This is a genomic window from Microcoleus sp. (assembly GCF_041354475.1).
Lineage (GTDB): Bacteria > Cyanobacteriota > Cyanobacteriia > Cyanobacteriales > Microcoleaceae > Microcoleus.
The window spans coordinates 119,880-142,147 of the sequence record NZ_JBGJZU010000001.1; the positions used below are offsets into that span (position 1 = coordinate 119,880).

Annotated in this window: 19 protein-coding genes; 14 read left to right on the forward strand and 5 right to left on the reverse strand. The window is 46.1% G+C overall.

Annotated features, from left to right (window positions below):
• Positions 1–152 precede the first annotated feature (152 nt).
• Entirely contained in the window at positions 153–2,924 is a 2,772-nt protein-coding gene (locus tag ACBR23_RS00445; protein ID WP_371113766.1) for a phycobilisome rod-core linker polypeptide, read from the reverse strand.
• A gap of 358 nt (positions 2,925–3,282) precedes the next feature.
• Here ACBR23_RS00445 and ACBR23_RS00450 point away from each other — a divergent pair, with 358 nt between their 5' ends.
• The 3 genes from ACBR23_RS00450 (at position 3,283) to ACBR23_RS00460 (ending at position 6,796) form a co-directional block, all read left to right on the forward strand.
• On the forward strand, positions 3,283–4,569 hold the full coding sequence (locus ACBR23_RS00450) for a class I SAM-dependent methyltransferase (protein ID WP_371118332.1): 1,287 nt from the start codon (positions 3,283–3,285) through the stop codon (positions 4,567–4,569).
• A 994-nt stretch (positions 4,570–5,563) separates the two neighbouring features.
• Entirely contained in the window at positions 5,564–5,848 is a 285-nt protein-coding gene (locus ACBR23_RS00455; protein WP_371118333.1) for a hypothetical protein, read from the forward strand.
• Between the two features lie 360 nt (positions 5,849–6,208).
• Positions 6,209–6,796 (forward strand): Uma2 family endonuclease, encoded by a 588-nt coding sequence (locus ACBR23_RS00460; RefSeq protein WP_371113764.1) that lies wholly within the window; start codon positions 6,209–6,211, stop codon positions 6,794–6,796.
• Positions 6,797–7,319: 523 nt separating this feature from the next.
• Here the strand turns inward: ACBR23_RS00460 and ACBR23_RS00465 are convergent.
• Complete coding sequence (locus ACBR23_RS00465; protein WP_371118334.1) at positions 7,320–11,441, reverse strand: hypothetical protein; 4,122 nt, start codon at positions 11,439–11,441, stop codon at positions 7,320–7,322.
• Positions 11,442–12,173: 732 nt separating this feature from the next.
• Between ACBR23_RS00465 and ACBR23_RS00470 the strand changes: the two genes are divergently transcribed.
• Entirely contained in the window at positions 12,174–12,398 is a 225-nt protein-coding gene (locus ACBR23_RS00470) for a DUF433 domain-containing protein (RefSeq protein ID WP_371113762.1), read from the forward strand.
• Between the two features lie 154 nt (positions 12,399–12,552).
• Positions 12,553–13,152 (forward strand): Uma2 family endonuclease, encoded by a 600-nt coding sequence (locus ACBR23_RS00475; RefSeq protein WP_371113761.1) that lies wholly within the window; start codon positions 12,553–12,555, stop codon positions 13,150–13,152.
• A gap of 26 nt (positions 13,153–13,178) precedes the next feature.
• Here the strand turns inward: ACBR23_RS00475 and ACBR23_RS00480 are convergent, their stop codons facing one another.
• The 3 genes from ACBR23_RS00480 to moaA form a co-directional block, all read right to left on the reverse strand.
• Positions 13,179–13,475: a helix-turn-helix domain-containing protein gene (locus ACBR23_RS00480; protein ID WP_242717105.1), complete on the reverse strand. Its 297-nt coding sequence runs from the start codon at positions 13,473–13,475 to the stop codon at positions 13,179–13,181.
• Positions 13,472–13,822 (reverse strand): type II toxin-antitoxin system RelE/ParE family toxin, encoded by a 351-nt coding sequence (locus ACBR23_RS00485; protein WP_371113760.1) that lies wholly within the window; start codon positions 13,820–13,822, stop codon positions 13,472–13,474. The genes ACBR23_RS00480 and ACBR23_RS00485 overlap by 4 nt, the downstream gene beginning before the upstream one ends.
• Positions 13,823–13,910: 88 nt before the next feature.
• Positions 13,911–14,900 carry a GTP 3',8-cyclase MoaA gene (gene moaA / locus ACBR23_RS00490; RefSeq protein ID WP_371118335.1) on the reverse strand — a complete coding sequence of 330 codons (990 nt, stop codon included), beginning with the start codon at positions 14,898–14,900 and terminating at the stop codon, positions 13,911–13,913.
• Positions 14,901–15,057: 157 nt separating this feature from the next.
• Here moaA and ACBR23_RS00495 point away from each other — a divergent pair, with 157 nt between their 5' ends.
• The 9 genes from ACBR23_RS00495 (at position 15,058) to ACBR23_RS00535 (ending at position 22,224) form a co-directional block, all read left to right on the forward strand.
• On the forward strand, positions 15,058–15,507 hold the full coding sequence (locus ACBR23_RS00495; protein ID WP_371118336.1) for a nitrate reductase associated protein: 450 nt from the start codon (positions 15,058–15,060) through the stop codon (positions 15,505–15,507).
• A 351-nt stretch (positions 15,508–15,858) separates the two neighbouring features.
• Positions 15,859–16,311, forward strand: a complete 453-nt coding sequence (locus ACBR23_RS00500; RefSeq protein ID WP_371113757.1) for an ATP synthase subunit I — start codon at positions 15,859–15,861, stop codon at positions 16,309–16,311.
• 50 nt (positions 16,312–16,361) lie between these two features.
• Positions 16,362–17,120 carry a F0F1 ATP synthase subunit A gene (gene atpB, locus ACBR23_RS00505; RefSeq protein WP_340524580.1) on the forward strand — a complete coding sequence of 253 codons (759 nt, stop codon included), beginning with the start codon at positions 16,362–16,364 and terminating at the stop codon, positions 17,118–17,120.
• A gap of 128 nt (positions 17,121–17,248) precedes the next feature.
• Positions 17,249–17,494: an ATP synthase F0 subunit C gene (gene atpE / locus ACBR23_RS00510; protein ID WP_006631105.1), complete on the forward strand. Its 246-nt coding sequence runs from the start codon at positions 17,249–17,251 to the stop codon at positions 17,492–17,494.
• A 99-nt stretch (positions 17,495–17,593) separates the two neighbouring features.
• A complete protein-coding gene (locus ACBR23_RS00515; RefSeq protein WP_371113756.1) occupies positions 17,594–18,079 on the forward strand; it encodes a F0F1 ATP synthase subunit B' in 486 nt (161 codons plus the stop codon).
• 87 nt (positions 18,080–18,166) lie between these two features.
• Complete coding sequence (locus tag ACBR23_RS00520; RefSeq protein ID WP_371113781.1) at positions 18,167–18,694, forward strand: F0F1 ATP synthase subunit B; 528 nt, start codon at positions 18,167–18,169, stop codon at positions 18,692–18,694.
• Positions 18,695–18,697: 3 nt separating this feature from the next.
• The gene (gene atpH / locus ACBR23_RS00525; protein ID WP_371118337.1) at positions 18,698–19,243 is read left to right on the forward strand and encodes an ATP synthase F1 subunit delta; all 546 of its coding nucleotides are present in this window, start codon (positions 18,698–18,700) and stop codon (positions 19,241–19,243) included.
• Positions 19,244–19,431: 188 nt separating this feature from the next.
• The gene (gene atpA / locus ACBR23_RS00530) at positions 19,432–20,952 is read left to right on the forward strand and encodes a F0F1 ATP synthase subunit alpha (protein ID WP_371113755.1); all 1,521 of its coding nucleotides are present in this window, start codon (positions 19,432–19,434) and stop codon (positions 20,950–20,952) included.
• 321 nt (positions 20,953–21,273) lie between these two features.
• Positions 21,274–22,224, forward strand: a complete 951-nt coding sequence (locus ACBR23_RS00535) for a F0F1 ATP synthase subunit gamma (protein ID WP_341735830.1) — start codon at positions 21,274–21,276, stop codon at positions 22,222–22,224.
• Positions 22,225–22,268: the final 44 nt, after the last annotated feature.

Here is a 22,268-nt window from a genome sequence, read left to right on the forward strand (position 1 = left end):
CTCTGTGTCCTCTGTGTTCTCTGTGGTTTAATAATTCCGATACAACCAGAAACGATATAAGCAATCAAAAAGGGCTGGTAAATACACCAGCCCATCCCCTAATGTGAGATGTTAAATTCAAGCTAATTTAACATCTCACATCTCAAATCAATCTAGCTTCTGTCGGTAGCAGTCGCTGGCTCAAAACTCGGAACCACAATCTCACCATTCTGCTTAGTCAACTGGTTGTACAGCCTTTCAGTATTCGGGAAATTAGCAGCCGGTAAAGTCGGGAAGCGACGATAAGGAACAGTATCCTCACCAAAAGCCTCAGCATATTCAACGGTGAGTAACATCGCGTTGATAAAGCCCTTAATCCCTTTACTTGCCAAGATTTGGTTATAAGTCCGAATCTCTGCTTGATTCAGAGGAGCACGGCCCAAGAAGTGCTTCGTACCCAACTCAATCACCTTAGTATTTGGATAAGGTGCATAGAACTGTTTCACGTAAAGTGGCGAGCAACCTAAACATTCAATGAACTCTTTGAGGTTGATTTCATTGTTGCCAAGTTTGCTTTCCAGCGCCGTGAATTCATTCTTCACAACGTAAGGATTCAAATCGCGTTCAAAAACTTGACGGTAAGCAGCTTGAATTAAAGTTTTCAAAGCTACCTTGTCCGAAGTAGTCGTCAGCTTGAACACCTTAGTTTGTTCGCGGCGCTTGCTGACACCTTGAGCAATCCGACTTTGCAACTGAAGATCTCCAGCATCACTCGCAGTGCCCAATTCAATAAACCGAGGAGTTTCTGCTGTCGGCTCAACATTGACCTTTTTCTCACCAAAGGAACTCGATCGCATCGTCCGCATCGACAAACCAGCCGGAGTCAGATAGCGCTCATAGGGCACAGTATCTTCCCCAAAAGCTTCGTTGTATTCCAGACTGTCCATGATGCTATCGACCAGCGCGTAGAAACCCTTCTTAGCGCAAATGTCAAAGTAAGCATTCATTTCCTGACGGCCATAGGTAGGGCGGCCCAGGAGTCGGCGGTGAATATACTCGATCGCCTTACAAACGTAAAACTTGCTCCAGTACATATTCCGGAACACATCGGACTTGGCCAACATCCGAATAAACTCGCGCATCGGAATGTCGCCATTTTCCAGCTTAATTTCTGCCACCTTTTGGCGCTGGCCATCGAACACATCGCGACCAAACACTTGCAGATAAGCAGCCCGAATCACCGCTTGAGTCGAACTTTCCGTAAATTTAACGCTGGAAGCATTGCTGTAGCTGCTAGAGACACCGCGAGCAGTTTTCTTGGAAGCTACATAATTGCTTGGTAACTGGTCTAATTTAAAGACCTTGGGTCCAAGAGAACCAGGAGCCTTACCACGAGCACCTGGGTTGCTCAATTGATTATCAATCCCCGCACCTTGATGAATCAGGATACGACGAGTGTCTTTACCAAAAGGAGCTGGACGGTTCTTAGGATTGCGAGTTTCTTTCGGGAAAATCGCACCGAACTGAATTTCCAGCGGGTCATTACCCACACCATAAACGTGCTGGTCTGGGAGAGGCTGAGTGTAGCCAGCGAACAAGGTGATGAACTGAGGCACCTTGCGGAAAGGAGCACTGAAATTGAACAAATCAATTTGTGGGCCCCAGTTGCGACATTCCTGAGCTTCTTGGCCCAAACCACGCAGGTAAGGCACCGTTTCTTCACCGAAGTAGTCGGCATATTCCTGAGAATAGACCATGGCATCTACCAGGGCTGCCAAACCGCCTTTACTGACGATCGCAAAATACTTGCTAAACTCCTCCCGCGAACTCAAACCGCGACCAAGGAAGTGACGTGCGGCCAATTCCACAGCACGGCTGTTGACAAATGGCTCGAAAAATTGCTGACGGTACAGAGGAGATTTGCCAAGGCGGCGAATAAACTCTTTCATCGAGATTTCGCCATTTTTGACCTTGGATTCCAAGTCAGAAATGCTTTGGCTGTAGGCGCGGCTGATATCCCGCTCAAAAACTTGGCGATAAGCCGCCTTGATGACCTCAATCTTTTCACCCGACGACAGACCGGTCTTCATGACGAATTTCGCCCGATTTTCCGCTGCGTTGAAGTAGATTTGAGGCAATTGCAGCCCTTGCTGGTCGTTGGTTTCGCGCTGACGCACCTTCGGTGAAGGCGTGGGGGCTTTGAATTCGGTAATAGCGACGTCAAAATATTGTCCGACGATCGCAGCAGCTTCGCTATCCTTTTTGAAATAGCTCAAAGAAGCTGACTTCATTTCCTGCATTGCCACAATTGTCGCCGCCGACGAGCAAGCATTTTCGATAATTTCCCGCAATCCGCGGACGTTCACCGAAATGATATTCGGGTCGCCTGCGACGATCGCGTAGGTGATATAACGCAGAAACCAGCTCAAATCCCGCAGGGATTTAGTCATGTTCCCAGGGCCGTAGCGCGAGACATTGATCGGCTGAAATCCTGGGGGAATTGGGCCGCTGTAGCCACCGTTACCAGAAAACAGATTTCCCAGTCCCAAGAATCCACCGCCACCGCCATTGCTGCCACCAGCGCGACCTTCAACGTAGGTAACAGTTCCCAGTTTCATGCCTTCAGAGACCGTTGCAGTACCGCCACGAGTCGCCCCAGCCATAGCCATCACAGGTTCTGCTGGTCTTTCCAAGAAAGCCAGCGGGGAACCCCCGGTAAAAATCCGGTTGGCTGCACGGGATACGATCAATTCCGAGTTTTTGGTCAGAGTTGCGGAAATATCGATCCGCAAGGCCCCGGAACTGAAATAACTCGCCAATTCGCTGAGTTCACCCCGCTGTAAAAAGCGGTCTTGCTGTTCTGCTTGCGAAATTGTTGCGACCGGTACAGTTTGATATAGTTGCGGACGCGCAACTGAACTTCCGCCACTTGCTTTTACAGTCATTAGACTCCTTCGCTCCCTATCTAAATCGTTACAGCGTTTGCTCAGACTAATTTTGCCTTTCCCTAGCTTAAGGTTCCGGCCTACTTACTTTCTCAGATTAAAATGTTTTGGGGTTCATCAACCCTAATTTGTTAAAAAGCCTGTCGAAACTTATTGTATAGATTTAATAGGGCCTATATGAGAAAAAATGATAAGTTTTATTACAAGGAAGAGGAAGGAAGAAGGAAGAAGGAAGAAGCTAGGTTGCTTCTGTTCAGTCGGGCTGTTTCATTCTCTCGTGTGTTAAGGCTTCTAGCCGTTATGTTATATCCTGGGATTCACCCGACCCCACTCAAAATTCAAGATAATTCCCAAATCTATGGAAACTTCGCCTGATATCAGTGCAGCCGTGCGTCGCCTTTACGATACATTCCCTTTTCCGCCCGATCCTTTGAGTGACGAACCACCACCGGGGTACAACTGGCGCTGGAGTTGGCCGGATGCTTACAATTTTTGCACCGGCCAAAAGCCGCAAAAACTCGATATTCGCATTTTGGATGCTGGGTGCGGCACCGGTTCGAGTACCGATTATCTGATTCACCTCAATCCTGAAGCGTCGGTAACGGCGATCGACCTTAGTTCCGGTGCCTTGAAGGTAGCACAAGAACGCTGTAGGCGATCGGGCGCGCGCGAAGCAGATTTTCGTCACCTCAGCATTTATGATGCCGCCGAATTAGAAGGCGAGTTTGATTTGATCAACTGCGTGGGCGTGCTGCACCACTTACCCGATCCGATTCGTGGCATTCAATCCCTGGCGACGAAGTTGGCTAGCGGTGGCTTGATGCACATTTTTGTGTATGCTGAACTCGGACGCTGGGAAATTCAATTGATGCAAAGGGCGATCGGACTTCTGCAAGGAACTCAAAAAGGCGACTATCCCGATGGTGTGAAAGTCGGCCGTGAAATCTTTGCTTCATTACCAGAAACCAACCGTCTTGTCAAGTACGAAAAACAGCGTTGGGCCGGAGAAAATCAGCGAGACGAATGTTTTGCCGATATGTACGTTCACCCGCAGGAAGTTGACTACAATATTGAGACATTATTCGAGTTAATCGACGCTTCGGGATTGGAATTTATCGGTTTCTCAAATCCGGGATATTGGCAGTTAGAAAGACTTTTGGCTAAAGCACCGGAATTGATCGAAAGAGCTCAGGGTTTGACGGAACGGGAGCTTTATCGATTAATTGAATTGTTGGATACGGAGATCACTCATTACGAGTTTTTCTTGGGCAAAAAGCCTGTTAATAAGATTGATTGGTCGGACGATAAAGCTCTTTTGGCTGCCATTCCAGAGTTGAGTATTTGTATGCACGGTTGGCCGAGTCAACAGGTGTTTGATTGCAACTACCAATTGGTCAATTTGTCAAGTGCCGAGTTTGAGTTTCTGCAAGCTTGTGCACCCCCCCCAGCCCCCCCTTGCCAAGGGGGGGAGAAAGAGGTAACGTCCCCTTGCCAAGGGGGGGAGAAAGAGGTAACGTCCCCTTGCCAAGGGGGGGAGAAAGAGATACAGAAAACTGTGGGAGAGATTTTGGTGGATGTGGAGATGGGATTGGATGAAGTGCGATCGATCTTATCAAAACAGCTCATATTGCTCACACCGAGTTGAGTCGTAGGGTGCGTCAGTCGCCATTATTTTCGCTAAAAATCGACAATCTTGAACTGACGCACCTTACTTGAACTAGGCATAGGTCAGAAACCGGGTTTTTTACTAAATCTTGGTTAGACACGGTGAATTCTGTGAAAAACCCGGTTTCTCGCTCGGAGTATAATTTCTGTTAAATTCCCAATATTATTAGTAGCCGAAAGGAGGAGACGGCATTGCCCATTGGTGTTAACTTAAGGTAGAACCAATAACCCGACAGGGGTTTAAACCCCTGTCTCATAGCGAAAGTCCTCTCAAAGAGGACTGAAGAGTTAGTTAATGTGTATTGGTTTGACGCAAATCTTCAGTCAGTTTCAACTGACTTTAGCTATGAGACAGGGAATTGATTCCCTGTCGGACTCGCGTGCTCACTAACAAACTTGGTGTCAACTTAAGGCCAAACCCTGTCACAGACTACTGTTTGACGATTAAGGCCAGATCCCCCCTAACCCCCCTTAAGAAGGGGGGGACAAGATTCCGCTCAAAGTCCCCCTTCCCCCCTTGGGGGGGGCTAGGGGGAATCTGAGCTTAATACTCAAACAGCAGTCTGTGATTGGGTTTGACGTTAAGTTGTCACGAATGGGCTCCAGCCTGGGAACCAGTTAATCCTGGATGCACGTACTAGGATTTTCGTCATTGCGAACGTAGTGAAGCAATCTCAAAGCTGACGCACCTTTCCCAAATCCCAAATCCCAAATGGATTGACACAGGCCCCCAAATGCGGCTACGCTTTGAAGTGAGAGGTTGCAGGACAAGCAGCCCGCGTCGCCCAAAAATCTAGTTACGCTGCCCAAAGCTGCTGGTAACAGCAATGGACAGCTCACCCCCAAACTGGGTATAGCAGTCTGGAGGCTCCGAGAATCTTAACACTCTCTGTAGCCACCTTGCTTTGCGTTGCTGTGCGGGGTGGCTGGGTTTTTGGGTTTTTCTAGAAAACCCAAAACCAGGAGAACAGAATATGACTGAAGAATTCGTGCCCAACGATGACAAATCCGTTAGCGCATCTCTGGAAGGCTCAAATGACGAATCAGCACCAGTATCGGAACAGGAAATTGTGTGTGTAACGGTTACAGGTTCGCCCAAGGCTGTCAGGGAAACCATACTCACCTTGTACCGGCTGGGATTTGCGGAAGTCGGCGATTGGAGTCCCGTACAGCGGGCGGCGAATCCGAAGCAAGTGATGAGCGTGCTGATTCGCCGGAAGCTGGCTGATGGTAAATCGTCGAGAAAATCTGGACGGTAAGCTGCAAGGTTAAATCCTTGTTAGGGTTTATATCGTTTCCGGTTGCATGGGAATTATTAATTTACTCGTTACCAGGCTCTGGCCTGGTAACGCATATCTAGAGGCTCTGCCTCCATTTTCCTGATAGATAAGGACGAGGCAGAGCCTCTAGACATCGGTTCCCAGGCCAGAGCCTGGGAACCAGTTAAATTAGTTAGGTGCGTCAGTAGCCGCAATTAGGAGACGGCAGTGCCGTGTCCCTACAATGAATCTGGGGTAGGGACTAAGGCCAAGCCGTCTCCTCTATATCATTCCGGTGCAACCGGAATTGATATGACGCACCCTACAAGCTAACCAAAAATGACAACCTTGGAGGTTGAAATGCAGACGATAGCACACCCTGAAAAAAAGGTTTACACGCCCGAAGAATACCTCGAATTTGAGGTCAACTCGGAAGAAAGACACGAATACATCAATGGTGAAATTGTCCTGATGACTGGTGGAACTCCTAATCACAACAAAATTACTGGCAATTTCTACGCTGAGTTAAACTTTGCACTCAAGCGTCAACCCTATAGCGTCTTTGTTACAGACCAACGGCTGTGGATTCCTGGAAAACGCATACATACTTATCCTGATGTGATGGTAGTTCAGGGTGAGTTGCAATTGGAAGAAGGGCGCAGAGATACTATAACTAATCCATTAATGATTGCTGAGGTGTTGTCAAAGTCTACCAGAAGCTATGACAAAGATGGCAAGTTTGCGGCCTATCGTAGCATTCCAACTTTTCAGGAATATTTACTAATTGACCAGTATGAGATGCACGTCGAGCAATATTTTAAAACAGATGGGAATAGTTGGACTTTTTCGGAGTATGATGATGCTAATGTCACGATATCTCTGAAGTCGCTTTCTTTTCAGTTTACGTTGGCAGATATTTATGATAAAGTTGATTTTGAGTCGGATTAATTAAGTTTAGAGCTTAGGTATGGGGCAGAGAAACCTGATTTTTTAGAGAATTTATTGATAATAATTGAATTGGATTTGCCAGTCGGTTTCAACCGACTTTCGCTATGAGACGGGGAATTGATTCCCCGGCGGGCTTGTGGATGAATGCAAAAACTATTGAATGCGAAAGATTTTGGGTAAGCCACATAGTCCGACAGGGGTTAAAAACCCCTGTCTCATAGCGAAAGTCCTCTGAAAGAGGACTGATGATTTCTTTTTGAAGGCTGACGCGCGGGTGGCCAGAAACCGGGTTTTTTCGACAATACTTCGTTGTGATGCGTAGATGCGGCCAAAAACCCGGTTTCTTTGTCGGAGTGCGGGTGGCCAGAAACCGGGTTTTTTCGATAATTCTTGGTTGTGATGCGTAGATGCGGCCAAAAACCCGGTTTCTTTGTCGGAGTGCGTAAATCCTGTGAACTTTTGGTGTAAGTTAACTCGACACTTCCGCCTCCTGAATGCCACGTCTTTACTACTTCGCATCGAGCTAACTGCTGACAGTATCCTCACCCAAATTATCGAGAAGTTCTTGCAGCGAATCGCGTCTATTGCGAATTGAATCCTCATTAGGAACAATGGCTAAAGATCGATTTGAATCCTCATTAGGAGCAATGGCTAAAGATAGATTAAACATTTCCAGTGCCTCTTGCCAATTCTTGAGTGCTTCCTGTCTCTCAGATAATTGTTCTTGTAAGTCGCCCAGTATTTTGAGCACAATCCCTTTGTTGTTGAGAGCATTGATATAATCCGGTGCAATTCGTAAAGCAGAATTAAAGGCTGCGATCGCATCTGAGTAAGACTGTTTTGCCACCTTAAATTCAATTAGCCGTGCTTGCGAATCACCCAAATATCGAAGTGCAATCCCCTTGTTGTTGAGAGTATTGATATTATTCGGTGCAATAAGTAAAGCAGAATTGTAGGCTGCGATCGCCTCAGAGTAAGAAAGTTTTGCAGATTCAAACTCACTTAGCCGTGTCTGCAAATCACCCAGACATCGCAGTCCAATCCCTTTTTTGTTAAGAGCATAGTTAGAATCCGGTGCAATAAGTAAAGCAGAATTAAAAGCTGCGATCGCATCACAGTAAGACTGTTTTGCTACCTCAAATTCACTTAGCTGTGCTTGCAAATTACCCAGAGATCCCAGCGCAATTCCTTTATTGTTGAGAGCAGAGATATCATCCGGTGCAATAAGTAAAGCAGAATTAAAGGCTGCGATCGCATCACAGTAAGAAAGTTTTGCAGATTCAAACTCACTTAGCCTTGTCTGCAAATAACCCAGACATCGCAGCACATTCCCTTTGTTGATGAGAGCCGAGATATAATTCGGTGCAATAAGTAAAGCAGAATTAAAGGCGGCGATCGCATCACAGTAAGACTGTTTTGCCGCCTCAAATTCATTTAGCTCTGCTTGCAACTCACCCAAAGTTCGCAGCGAATTCCCTTTGTTATTAAGCCATATAGAATCATCTGGTGCAATAAGTAAAGCAGAATTAAAGGCGGCGATCGCATCACAGTAAGACTGTTTTGCCACCTCAAATTCACTTAGCTCTGCTTGCAAATCACCCAGTCTTAGCAGCGGAATCCCTTTGTTGTTGAGAGCATTGATATCATCCGGTGCAAGTTGTAAAGCAGAATTCAAGACAGCAATCGCATCACAGAAAGACTGTTTTGCCGCCTCAAATTCACTTAGCCCTGCCTGCAACTCACCCAGTCTTATCAGCGCACCCCCTTTGTTGTTGAGAGCAGAGATATCATCCGGTGCAATAAGTAAAGCAGAATTAAAGGCTGCGATCGCCTCTGAGTAAGAGAGTTTTGCCGCCTCAAATTCACTTAGCCCTGCTTGCAAATCACCCAGACATCGTAGCAGAATCCCTTTGTTGTTGAGAGCATTGATATCATCCGGTGCAAGTTGTAAAGCAGAATTCAAGACAGCAATCGCATCACAGAAAGACTGTTTTGCCGCCTCAAATTCACTTAGCCCTGCTTGCAAATTACCCAGACATCGCAGCGCAACCCCTTTGCTGTTGAGAGCAGAGATATTATCCGGTGCAATAAGTAAAGCAGAATTCAAGACAGCAATCGCCTCTGAGTAAGAGAGTTTTGCCACCTCAAATTCACTTAGCCGTTCTTGCAAATTACCCAGTCCTAGCAGCGGAATCCCTTTGTTGTTGAGAGCATTGATATCATCCGGTGCAATAAGTAAAGCAGAATTCAAGGCTGTGATCGCATCACAGTAAGACTGTTTTGCCGCCTCAAATTCACTTAGCCCTGCTTGCAAATTACCCAATCCTAGCAGCACACTCCCTTTTGTGTTGAGAGCAGAGATATCATCCGGTGCAATAAGTAAAGCAGAATTCAAGACAGCAATCGCATCACAGTAAGACTGTTTTGCCACCTCAAATTCACTTAGCCCTGCCTGCAACTCACCCAGTCTTATCAGCGCACCCCCTTTGTTGTTGAGAGCATTGATATCATCCGGTGCAATAAGTAAAGCAGAATTCAAGACAGCAATCGCATCACAGTAAGACTGTTTTGCCCCCTCATATTCACTTAGTTGTGTCTGTAAATTACCAAGAGATTTCAGCGCACTCCCTTTGTTGTTGAGAGGAGAGATATTATCCGGTGCAATAAGTAAAGCAGAATTCAAGACAGCAATCGCATCACAGTAAGACTGTTTTGCCCCCTCATATTCACTTAGTTGTGTCTGTAAATTACCAAGAGATTGCAGTACAATTCCTTTGTTGTTGAGCGTAGCTTGATTATCGGGAGTGAGGATAAGTTCGCGATCGTAAGCTGCAACTGCCTCTAAATATTCCTGTTTTGCCTCTGCGTATCGAGCCAACTGAGCATAGTAATCTCCCTCCGATCGCGAAATTCCGCCCAGCCGAAAATCACTTTTTATCCACAACTCATCTCTAACTCCCAGCAGCAACTCGCATTCCCCATAACGACTCAACTCCAACGCTTTACGAAACACCTCTTCCCATTCCTTCACACCCCGCAGCCAATCCAAGCGATTAGCATGAAAAATGGCCTCAGCCGCATCCCCCACTTCCCGATAATGCCCCTCTAAAACCTCATGAGCCCTGCGAGTTTTCGGATTATCCCGATCGGCATCCAAACGCCGCAATAAATCGTGAATCCGATACCAGTTATCCCCCCGCTTCTGCGATTTCCACACAAAGGAAAAACCCGTCAACATCTCAAAATTTGCACTGCTTGCCTGGAAGTGGCAACCAGCTCCCAATTTCACGTACAAATCCTCATCAAAAGCACGACAAGCACTCAGCGAATGCACCGCCGATCGCACTTCCCGATCCACATACAAAAGCAACCGATCCGTTAACTCCGCAGTCTTATTTTCCAACTTCGGAATCCGCGCAAAATCCGACGCCAGCAACTCAATTCCCCGCCTTCTTTCTGCCAGCACGACATCCGCGCACAAACCCAAATAAAACGGATGTACCTGCAAATTTTCCCAATTCTCATCAGGATTGACGCTGGCATATTTAATCACAGCATCAGCCAAATCAGCCTTGTCAATCTCCACTTTGTGCAAGTAATCCCTAGCATCGGCGGGAGACAAATGCCACACCAATTGTGCATCTATATAATCTGCGGGAATCGGAAACCTCGGCGCATTCGGCCACCGCAATTGTGTGACAGGACAATCTCGCCCCGCCACAGCAACCACAATCCCCAATTTGTAATCCAATGCCCTCAACAACCGCCGAAACCACTCATCTTGATACCAAAAAGTTGCTCCCTGAGAATTGCGTTTTTCATCCCACATTTTCTCGTGAGTATCGAACAGCATCACGAGGCGTTCTGGTTTATTTCTACCAGTCATTGCCGCATTCAAATCCCCAGCAAATAATTTCGGCAAACAGTCGATTAATTCAGTATCAATATCTTTGCGGCGAATTTGATCGGCCGTTTCGTCGCTGACACCCAAGCGATTTTGAATTAATTTCATCGCCCGCTTAATCCCGCCCAATTTATCTATCCCTTTCAGCATTGCTACAGCTTGCGCCACCACCGGAAATTCGGCAAAAGTTTCAATTGCAGGTGTCAGCAATTCCATCACATCATCGGGGAAAAGTTGGCTGAGAGTTGCATTTGATTCGCCTTTGTTCAGCAAATACCAAAAGCAAGCAAAATCATAATTGGGAAATTTAAATTTATATTTCTTTGTGACTGCTGCGACATTTCGCCGCAACATCAGCAAGCCGTAAAATCTATCTTGCGGTTTATCTTCTTTAATCGGTATCAATCCGAAATCGTGTTTGACTACGGGGATGGGAGTGTAGGTTTTGGGTTCTGCATTGCGGACGAAATCAGCAACTTCGGCGGCTTGTGATTCTGGGAGTGCGCCCCATTGTTGCCAAACCTGCGGCGGAAATTTTTTGCAGCAGTGATACTGCAAGTGTTTTAAGAGCAATGACTTGCCGTTGCCTCCATCGCCGAAAAAATACAAAATTTTTGCGGGAGGGGGGTCATCGTTTAAATAAGAGGCAAATCGGCGGGTAAATTCGTGTCTGTCTGTGAAGAGTTGGAGTTTGCGATCGTCGCTGATTTCGATTTGAAAATCTTCGTCATCTATTGGCATAATTGTTATTGTTTGGGGGAATTTTATGTTAAGGTGGAGTTGAGTTTTATACCAATTTAATGGGTCGTTGCACATATTCCGATCCCCCTAAATCCCCCTTAATAAGGGGGACTTTGAACGCGCTCTTGTCCCCCCCGAACTCGCGGGGGGTTAGGGGGGATCAAATTCGGGAGCAGCCTCACAAAAAATTGGTATTATCCCTGTAGTGTAACAAATATAGCGTATTCCAAGTTTGTAGGAAAACGGCACGGTCCATTGGTGTCAACTTAAGGTAGAATCGATAGTCCGCCGGGGGTTTCAACCCCCGTCTCAAAGCGAAAGTCCTCTCAAAGAGGACTGAAGAGAAGAATTTTCAACTCATTAGTCCTCATAGCGAGGACTTTTGCTATTAGACAGGGGTTTCAACCCCTGTCGGACTCGTGAACCCACTAACAGACTTGGCGGGCTGACAGCTTAAGTTGACACGCTTTGGGCACGGTCCTGTCCTGAAAGGCTAGTGGTGATAGATCGATCGCACGTATCCTTCATTAATCTCGAATCTGCTATAAATTATGGCTCTAGGGTTGAAAAAGAGCGATCGAGATGGTGTTCGTTAAATACCTGATTTATAGTTAACCACAGAGAACGCAATCGCTCTGTCCAAGCAGGTCATCCAAGATTCGCTAGTCGCCGAGACGGTCAATCTTTTAGGGTCGATTCATCTAACGGCAAAGTTTTACTAAATATTGCTTTATGGACTACCACAACATCATCACAATTGAACCGGGAAAACGCAGTGGCAAACCATGTATCCGGGGAATGCGAATCACCGTCTACGACATCTTAGAATATCTCGCAGGTGGCATGACGGAAACAGAAATTCTGGAAGATTTTTCCGAACTAACTTCGGCAGACATCAAAGCCTGCCTTGCTTTTGCCGCAGATCGTGAAAAAAATTTATTTGTCGCATCCCTGTGAAACTACTATTTGAAGAAAACCTCTCAGATGCAGCCTTATAATATAATTGAAACAGTGCTACCCAGCTTGTTAATTCAATGAAAATAACTGCGGCCGCCGCTTCCCTCGGATGTGTAAATATTTTAATAACAATAGCAATCCTGGAAGGTAAAAGATGACACAAGCCCACAAACAGAAACTTACCTTTGAAGAGTACCTCACCTATGAGGACGACACCGACAACCGCTACGAATTAATTGACGGAGAGTTAGTAACATTGCCACCAGAATCGGGCCCCAACAATTTCATTGCTAACTATCTACTATTCACTCTGGCTAGTAGCGGGTTCATCCCACTGAGGCTGATCAGAACACATATGTGCGAAATCCAGGTTCCTATATTGCGGGAGGGCGACGCAGCTAACCGCTACCCCGATTTGGTGGTTTTGCGCCCCGAACACATCTTGCTGACAGCCTCCCGGCTAACCATCACCCGAACTATGCCGCCCCCTCAGTTGGTTGTCGAGGTTGTTAGTCCAGGTCGAGTTGGGCGCGATCGCGATTACATTAGTAAACGAGCTCAATATGCAGCGCGGGGTATCCCTGAATATTGGATTGTTGACCCTCAAGAGGAGATAGTAGCGGTACTACGACTAGAATCAGGTGAGTATGTCGAAGTTGGGATGTTTCAAGGGGAACAAACACTTGTTTCTCCAACATTTCCGCAGTTGAATTTAACGGCTGGACAAGTTTTGGGAGGAGAGTTTCAGTTGTAGAATGCGCCAAATTGCATAATTTTCACCTAAGCTACCTTGGGGCAAATTTCGACTTTGACAGTCATACCTACTTTATTGAGCATTGCAATCAGACTGTCAACGGAAAACTGCCCTATTTTACCTTGAGTTAGAGCTTTGATTCGATCGTTGGACTGTTGGAGATGTTGAGCCGTTTGATCGAGAGTCCAACCGCGCTCTTTAATCTGATGAGTCAGGGCGAGAATTAGTTGCGATCGGATTAGTAAGTTATCAGCTTCTTCAGATGAGAATCCGAGGTCTAGAAAGATATTATCGACTGCTTGGGTAATAGTATTTTCGCTCATTGTTCCGGTTTTGCTCGTTCCCAGGCTAGAGCCTGGGAACGCATTCCTTGAGGCTCTGCCTCATGTTTTTGTCCGCTAGCGAGGCAGAGCCTCTGGATCTCGGTTCCCAGGCTACAGCCTGGGAACCAGTTAAATCTAGCAATATAGAAAACCCGATAGGCATTTTCTGTCCGAATCCGAATTTCTTCAACGCCTTTACCTACGATCGACATCGGTTTAAAGTCTGGTGGTTGTATGCCCTGCTGGAGAGTCCAAAGTGAAAAACCGGCTTCTTTTCGGGCCTCTTCAGGAAGAGATTGGATTTCTTCGCGGGCCGGGCCAACCCACCGAATCGGCTTGATGGTCATCGAGTTTGTTGAGAATCGAATACTGTGACAATTATACTCAAGTATTGCCTTAAGTATTTTATTTCTTCAGCGCTCTATGTCGGTTAGTTCAGCCGCCGATTTGAGACATAGTGCGGCTATAATTTCCTTGAGTAGTTCCCGAATCTCGCTGCTTGAAATTAATCTCTGGTTTAATCTCCAATATCTGCTGCACTCGATCGCGCAATTCAACCGTAGACACCCCATTCCGTAAAGCAGTTTTCAAATCAATTTGCCCCGTTTCGTTCAGCAGACAAGGCCGCAGCCACCCGTCAGCAGACAAACGCATCCGATTGCACCGATCGCAAAAACACTCAGACATCTGACTAATAAATCCCAAAGTACCCTTCGCCCCCGGAATTTGAAACACATCCGCCGGCCCATTTCCCCGAATTCCCGACTCAGCCAAACCGTATTTATCGTTAATTTGTTGCCGCAAATCGGCCGAAGCAACCCAACCTTTATCGCCAAATAAATCGCCATTCCCGATCGGCATAAACTCAATAAAACGAACGTGCCAATTCCGGTTAATAGTTAATTCTGCCAACTCCAATATTTCCCCGTCATTAACACCGGGAATCACCACCACATTCAGTTTCAGCGGATCGAATCCAACTTGATAAGCCGCTTGAATTCCCTGCCAAACTTGCATCCAGCGCGATCGACCGCGACTACCGATAATCTTATCAAAAGTCTCCGGTTCCAGGGAATCCAAACTAATATTAATCCGGCGCAAACCAGCACTATAGAGATCTGCCGCCATTTCCCCCAACAAAAAGCCATTAGTAGTCATTGACAAATCGCGCGTTTGGGGCAAAGAGGCGATCGCCCCAACCAAATCAACCACCCCAGGGCGCAACAGCGGTTCCCCACCAGTCAACCGAAACTTAGTAAATCCCACAGGTATAAAAACCTCCCGCAGCAGAGTTAGCAATTCCGAGTGACTTAACAACTGCTGCTGCAAAACATAGTCCAAGTCGCTACCTTCCGGCATACAATAGAGACAGCGGAAATTGCAGCGGTCTATCAAACTAATCCGAAGGTAGTCTACAGGGTTCATGTCAAGAGTTTGTAATATTATTTAATTATAAATCCCGACTTGATTTTGTGCAATTATTGATAGAAACCTCAAATTATGCTCTATTAACTCTCTTACTCTGCGCTCTCTGCGCTCTCTGCGGTTAAAAAAAAAATCTAGTTAGCAAATCCATATACCCATGACATTCTTTAAATTTGAAGCCGACTTTGTAGAAGCCCTGCGCTGCATTCCCATGCAAGTACGCCTCAAGTTAGATACTTGCGGCATTAAACTCAAGTTGCAGGATTGGAATCATTTTAGCCAAACAGAACGCCAAACACTCGTCGAGCTTCCTTGCGTGACAACGGCAGAAATTGCGACTTACCGAGAATATCTCAACCAAATACTGATTCAACATACTGGTGAATCGGGAACTGATTTACCCATCGATGAACATCCGCCCTGGATGGATGCTGCAACCATACCCGAATCTGTCACAGCCAAAGCCCAAGAGTTCGGATTGACTATTACGGGGGCACAATGGATGGCTTTGGGGGCGATCGAGCGATTTGCTTTAATTAAACTTAGTCGATCGAGCCACGAGAATAAAAACTTTCTCCCGGCGGTTAAAGAGTTTGGCCTGATTTAATCAGCAACCCAACTTTTACTCGTTATCCATGCGAGGCAGAGCCTCTAGACATCGGTTCCCAGGCCAGAGCCTAGGAACCAGTAACTCGTTCTACTCGTTACCAGGCTCTGGCCTGGTAACGCAGATCCGGAGGCTCTGCCTCCTATTTACCCTTCGCCACGCGAGGCAGAGCCTCTGGACATCGGTTCCCAGGCCAGAGCCTGGGAACCAGTAAAAAAGATTTCTGACTCCCTCGACACCAAAACCTAAAAATATTATTAATTTAATTTTAAGTATTGTTACCGCAGCGTGGTAATATTTTTCTGAGCTTGCAAAGCACACGCCTGCTACCTGCATTAGTTTCTGAGCTTCGTGAACACGCAAAACACACCCACCCAACCCGCACCAGCAACCGAGGAGCTTCCTCAAACTGGCACTGTCTCGACAGTCTCGTCAGAGACAGGTAATTCCATGCAAGACTTCTATCGCCTTCAACAAGAGTTGTTGGTTTACACCCTTGCGTTTACAGGGATAATTTTTATCTCCGTTTGGATTTTTTATTCGCTCAACATTGCCCTGAATTATTTGCTAGGGGCGATCGCAGGTGTGGTTTACTTAAAGATGTTGGCTAGAGATGTTGAGCGAATCGGTAGCCAAAATCAGAAGATTAGTAAGACAAGGCTCGGTCTGCTTATTGGGTTGATGATAGTAGCAGCTCGGTTAGACCAGTTACAGATTTTACCAATATTTTTGGGATTTCTGACTTACAAAATTTCGCTGATGATTTACGTGTTGCGAAGTGCATTAGCACCAGACTACAGGTAGGTCAGGCAATCTAGCAATACTCAACTCATAGATTTGGGGAAACCCGTTGAATGGCAATGCTTGACGTTCTAAACACCTTTAATCGTTTCCCCCTGGCAGAATTGGAAGTTGGCCAGCAGTTGTACTGGCAACTGGGCAATCTGAAAGTCCATGGGCAGGTTTTTCTAACCTCGTGGTTTGTAATTGCCGTTTTAGTCATTGTTTCGCTTTTAGGAAGCAGCAAAATCCAACGAATTCCCAGCGGAATGCAGAATTTAATGGAGTATGCGCTGGAATTTATTCGCGACTTGGCTAAAAACCAAATTGGGGAAAAAGAATATCGCCCCTGGGTACCTTTTGTTGGTACATTATTTTTGTTCATCTTTGTGTCAAACTGGTCTGGCGCTCTCATTCCTTGGAAGCTGATTAAGCTACCATCGGGAGAATTGGGAGCACCTACGGCTGACATCAACACGACGGTAGCATTTGCACTGCTGACTTCTCTAGCATATTTTTATGCAGGTCTCAGCAAAAGTGGCTTGGGGTATTTCGCCCACTATGTAGAACCGGTACCTTTTATGTTGCCGTTCAAAATCATAGAAGATTTTACTAAGCCTCTTTCGCTAAGTTTCCGTTTGTTTGGTAACATCCTCGCTGACGAATTGGTTGTCGGAGTGCTGGTGTTGCTAGTGCCTTTATTTGTGCCTTTGCCAGTAATGGTTCTGGGACTATTTACAAGTGCCATTCAAGCTTTGATTTTTGCTACCCTAGCAGCAGCCTATATTGGTGAAGCTCTAGAGGGCGGTCACGGTGAAGAACATCACGATTAACTAACGATAAACGACGCAGAATGAAAGAGAAAAAATTAAATTTCTCAGTTCAAACTTGCCGTCGTAAAATCGGACGATTCTGTAGACTTTCTGTTCTCAATTTTGTACTTTAGATAAGGAAAATCATCATGAACCCAACAGTTGCTGCCGCTTCCGTAATTGCCGCCGCCTTGGCAGTAGGTTTAGCCGCAATCGGCCCTGGCATCGGTCAAGGAAATGCAGCAGGTCAGGCTGTAGAAGGGATTGCCCGTCAGCCTGAAGCAGAAGGTAAAATTCGCGGCACCTTGCTGTTGAGTTTGGCGTTCATGGAAGCGCTGACAATTTACGGTTTGGTTGTAGCCCTAGTGCTATTGTTTGCCAACCCCTTCGCATAATAATTTGGGGTCGGAGATTTTGGATTTTGGATGGTAATTAAACTCCAAAATCCAAAATCTATAATCTCAAATAGAATTAGGTGGGAGCCGTCAAAAAAAATGATGCACTGGACAGTATTACTAGCAGTTGAAGAAGCAGCAAAGGAAGGCGGACTTTTTGATATTGATGCTACGCTGCCTCTGATGGCGGTGCAGTTTTTGATTTTAGTCGCAGTCTTGAATGTAATTTTTTATAAGCCACTCACCAAGTCAATTGAGGAACGGGCAGATTACATTCGGAACACTCAAGTTGCAGCGAAAGAACGCTTGGCAAAAGCTCAGCAACTAGCGCAGGAGTACGAGCAAAAACTGGGAGATTCTCGCAGGGAGTCTCAAAAGGTAATTGCTCAGGCTCAAGCAGATGCTCAGAAAATCGCTGCGGCGAAAGTAGCTGAGGCTCAAAAAGAAGCTCAAGTCGCGCGAGAAAAAGCAGGACAAGAGATTGAGCAGCAAAAGCAAGATGCAATGCGATCGCTAGAACAAGAAGTGGACTCCCTGAGCCACCAAATTCTAGAGAAGCTATTAGGGCCGGAGCTGGTCAAATAGTGAAATTGAATGGTTTTAGATTTTGGAAGAAATCTAAAATCTCAAATTGGTTCAGCCAACCTGCACGCGCAATTATGGAAGACTATCATGGGGACTGTTTTATTGCTAGCCACAGAAGCTAGCCGGGAAGGTGGTTTCGGTTTCAATTTTGATATTTTAGAAACCAATCTGATTAACCTGGTCATTATTATTGCAGTGCTGTTTTATTTCGGGCGCGGTTTTTTAGGAAATATCCTAAATGAGCGGCGCACGGGCATAGAAGAGGCGATTTTAGAAGCAGAAAAACGCCAAAAAGAAGCCGCAGCAGCTCTCGCAGAGCAACAGCAAAAATTGACTCAAGCGCAAGCAGAAGCAGAACGAATTCGTACTTCGGCTCAAGAAACTGCCCAGAAAGCCAAAGAAGCAATTCTAGCAACTGCGGCGCAGGACGTTGAACGCATGAAAGCAACAGCAGGTCAAGAGTTGGAATCGGAGCGGGAAAGAGCGATCGCCCAAATCAGATCTGCGGTTGTATCTATGGCATTAGCAAAGGTGGAAAGCCAGCTAAAAACTAGCTTGAACGAAAACGCTCAACACCAATTAATCGATCGCAGCATTGCCTTACTGGGAGGCTAAAACGTGAGTAAAATCAACACACAAGTTTTACAGCCTTACGCATCGGCTTTGATGTTATTGGCTAAGTCTAACAATCTTTCAGAACAGTTCGGGAATGATATTCGTTCCTTACTGAGTATGGTAGAAAGTTCTGAGGAACTGCGTCAATTTTTAGCTAATCCTCTGGTTAAACCAGATGCTAAAAAAGCAGTAATTCAGCAAATAACAGGGGAAGAAATAAACCCGTTGATGCGAAGCTTTCTAAGCCTGTTAGTAGACAAAGGAAGAATTCTTTTTTTAGAAGGAATTGGTAAACAATACTTGACCCAACTCCGAGAACTCAACCAAACTGTATTGGCTGAAGTTACCTCGGCTGTACCGCTGTCAGAAGCTCAACAGCAGACTGTTAGCGAAAAAGTACAGGCAATGACCGGCGCAAGGCAAGTAGAAATTGAAACCAAAATTGACGCAGATTTAATTGGCGGTGTGGTAATTAAAGTAGGCTCTCAAGTGATTGATGCCAGCCTGCGAGGACAATTACGCCGTCTGGGAATTCGCTTGGCTTCTTGAGAGAAGAAGGAAGAAGGAAGAAGGAAGAAGGAAGAAGGAAGAAATAAAATAGGAATTAGAAATTAATTTATTTCTATTACCTAGTTGTCAATCCTAAATTCTTAGTACCAAATCCCAACGCTTTCTGACCGGAAACATCGACTGACAACTGACAATTAACAACTGACAACTGACACATAACAACTGACATGGCAGCAATCAGACCCGACGAAATTAGCAACATTATTCGCCAGCAAATTGAGCAGTACGACCAAGAGGTCAAAACCTCTAACGTTGGTACTGTTTTGCAAGTAGGCGACGGCATTGCCCGGATTTATGGCTTGGATAAAGCGATGTCCGGTGAATTGCTAGAATTTGCCGACGGCACCGTTGGTATTGCACTGAACTTGGAAGAAGATAACGTCGGCGCAGTGCTGATGGGCCAAGGTTTGGGAATTGAAGAAGGTTCGGCAGTTATTGCTACTGGCAGAATTGCTGAAGTCCCCGTGGGAGAAGCCATGTTGGGACGGGTAGTTGATGCTTTGGCGCGTCCGATTGACGGCAAAGGAGAAATTAAAACTACTGAAACTCGCTTGATTGAATCTCCGGCACCGGGGATTGTTTCTCGCCGTTCTGTTTACGAACCGATGCAAACAGGGATTACCGCTATTGATGCGATGATTCCAGTTGGTAGAGGACAACGGGAACTGATTATTGGTGACAGACAAACTGGTAAGACTGCGATCGCGATCGACACGATTATCAACCAAAAGTCTGAGAATGTAATTTGCGTTTATGTGGCGATCGGGCAAAAAGCTTCTACAGTAGCTAACATTGTCAACGTGCTGCAAGAAAAAGGCGCAATGGACTACACAATCGTAGTCGCAGCCAACGCTAGCGACCCCGCCACACTGCAATATTTGGCTCCTTACACAGGTGCTAGCTTAGCCGAGTATTTCATGTACAAAGGCAAGCACACTTTGGTCATTTATGATGACCTTTCCAAACAAGCACAAGCTTACCGCCAAATGTCCCTGTTGCTCCGTCGTCCTCCAGGTCGCGAAGCATACCCAGGAGACGTGTTTTATCTGCACTCTCGCTTGCTAGAACGTGCTGCTAAATTGAGCGATGATTTGGGCGAAGGTAGCATGACTGCTTTGCCAATTATCGAAACTCAAGCTGGTGACGTTTCTGCTTACATTCCTACCAACGTAATTTCGATTACTGACGGTCAAATCTTCCTTTCTTCCGACTTGTTCAACGCTGGTTTGCGTCCAGCAGTAAACCCTGGTATTTCGGTATCACGGGTAGGTTCTGCGGCTCAAACTAAGGCGATGAAAAAAGTAGCCGGTAAGGTGAAATTGGAATTGGCACAGTTTGAAGAATTGGCAGCATTTTCTCAGTTTGCTTCTGACTTGGATAAAGCTACTCAAAACCAATTGGCCCGTGGTCAACGGTTGCGCGAACTGTTGAAACAGGCACAAAGTTCTCCTCTGCCGATGAACGAACAAGTTGCTGTAATCTATGCTGGGATTAATGGCTACATGGATGAAATTCCAGTAGATCAGGTCAGCAAGTTTACTGTTGGTTTGCGTGATTATTTGCGGACTAGCAAGCCGAAGTACGGCGAAATTGTTCAAGGTGGTGCTAAGGCCTTGACTGAGGAAGCTGAGAAATTGCTGAAGGAAGGTATCACTGAATTTAAGCAAAGTTTCTTAGTTTCTGCGTAATTAGCACGAAATCTGTAGGGACACGGCAATGCCATAGGTGTCAACTTAAGCTTTTAGTCCGTCAGTCCTCTCGCCCACCCGCTAGTCCGCCAGGGGTTGAAACCCCTGTCTAATAGCGAAAGTCCTCTGAAGAGGACTAATGAGTTTAAAGATTCTTCTTCTGGGTCTTCAGTCCTCTTAAGAGGACTTTAGCTTTGAGGCAGGGGTTTTAACCCCTGCCGGACTGTGGGTTTAACGTGTTTGTTGACACCAATGGGGATTGCCGTGTTCCTACCGTGGCTAAGAACTCAGAAATAAAAGCTAAGGAAAAAGGAGAAAATTATGGCAAATCTGAAAACTATTCGCGATCGCATTAAGTCGGTCAAGAACACTAAAAAGATTACAGAAGCAATGCGCTTGGTGGCTGCTGCAAAGGTGCGCCGCGCTCAAGAACAGGTTACTGCAACTCGGCCTTTTGCCGATCGCCTCGCAGAAGTATTGTACGGTTTGGCGGAACGGTTGCAGTTTGAAAACCTGGATTTGCCGCTGTTGAAGAAACGGGAAGTTAAGACTGTGGGGCTTTTGGTCGTTTCGGGCGATCGGGGTTTGTGCGGTGGCTACAACGGAAACATCATCAAATACGCCGAAAATCGTGCCAAAGAACTGAAAGCCGAAGGCGTAGAGTACAAATTTGTGTTGGTAGGACGGAAAGCTACTCAGTATTTCCAGCGCCGGGAACAGCCCATTGATGCGACTTACACTAACTTGGAACAAATTCCAACAGCACCGGAAGCAGCGATGATTGCTGACGAATTGTTGTCGCTATTCTTATCAGGAACTGTGGACAGAATTGAGTTAATTTACACCAAGTTTGTGTCGTTAATTAGTTCTCGTCCAGTGATTCAAACCTTGCTACCTCTCGACCCACAAGGCTTGGAAACTCCTGATGATGAAATCTTCCGCTTGACATCGCAAGGTGGAGAGTTTAAAGTCTCGCGAGATAAGGTTGCAGCACCTACAAAGAGTTTGCCACGCGACATGATTTTCGAGCAAGATCCAGCGCAAATTTTGGATGCTCTTTTGCCCTTGTATTTGAACAACCAATTGCTGCGGGCTTTGCAAGAGTCTGCTGCGAGTGAGTTGGCTGCGCGGATGACGGCGATGAACAATGCTAGTGAGAATGCTAGCGATTTGATTGGTAGTTTGACGCTGACTTATAACAAGGCGCGGCAAGCGGCAATTACTCAGGAAATCCTGGAAGTTTGCGGCGGTGCTGAGGCTTTGAATGGTTAGGTTGGGGTTGACAATTTGTTGATTTTATGCTATGCGTCTGGGGG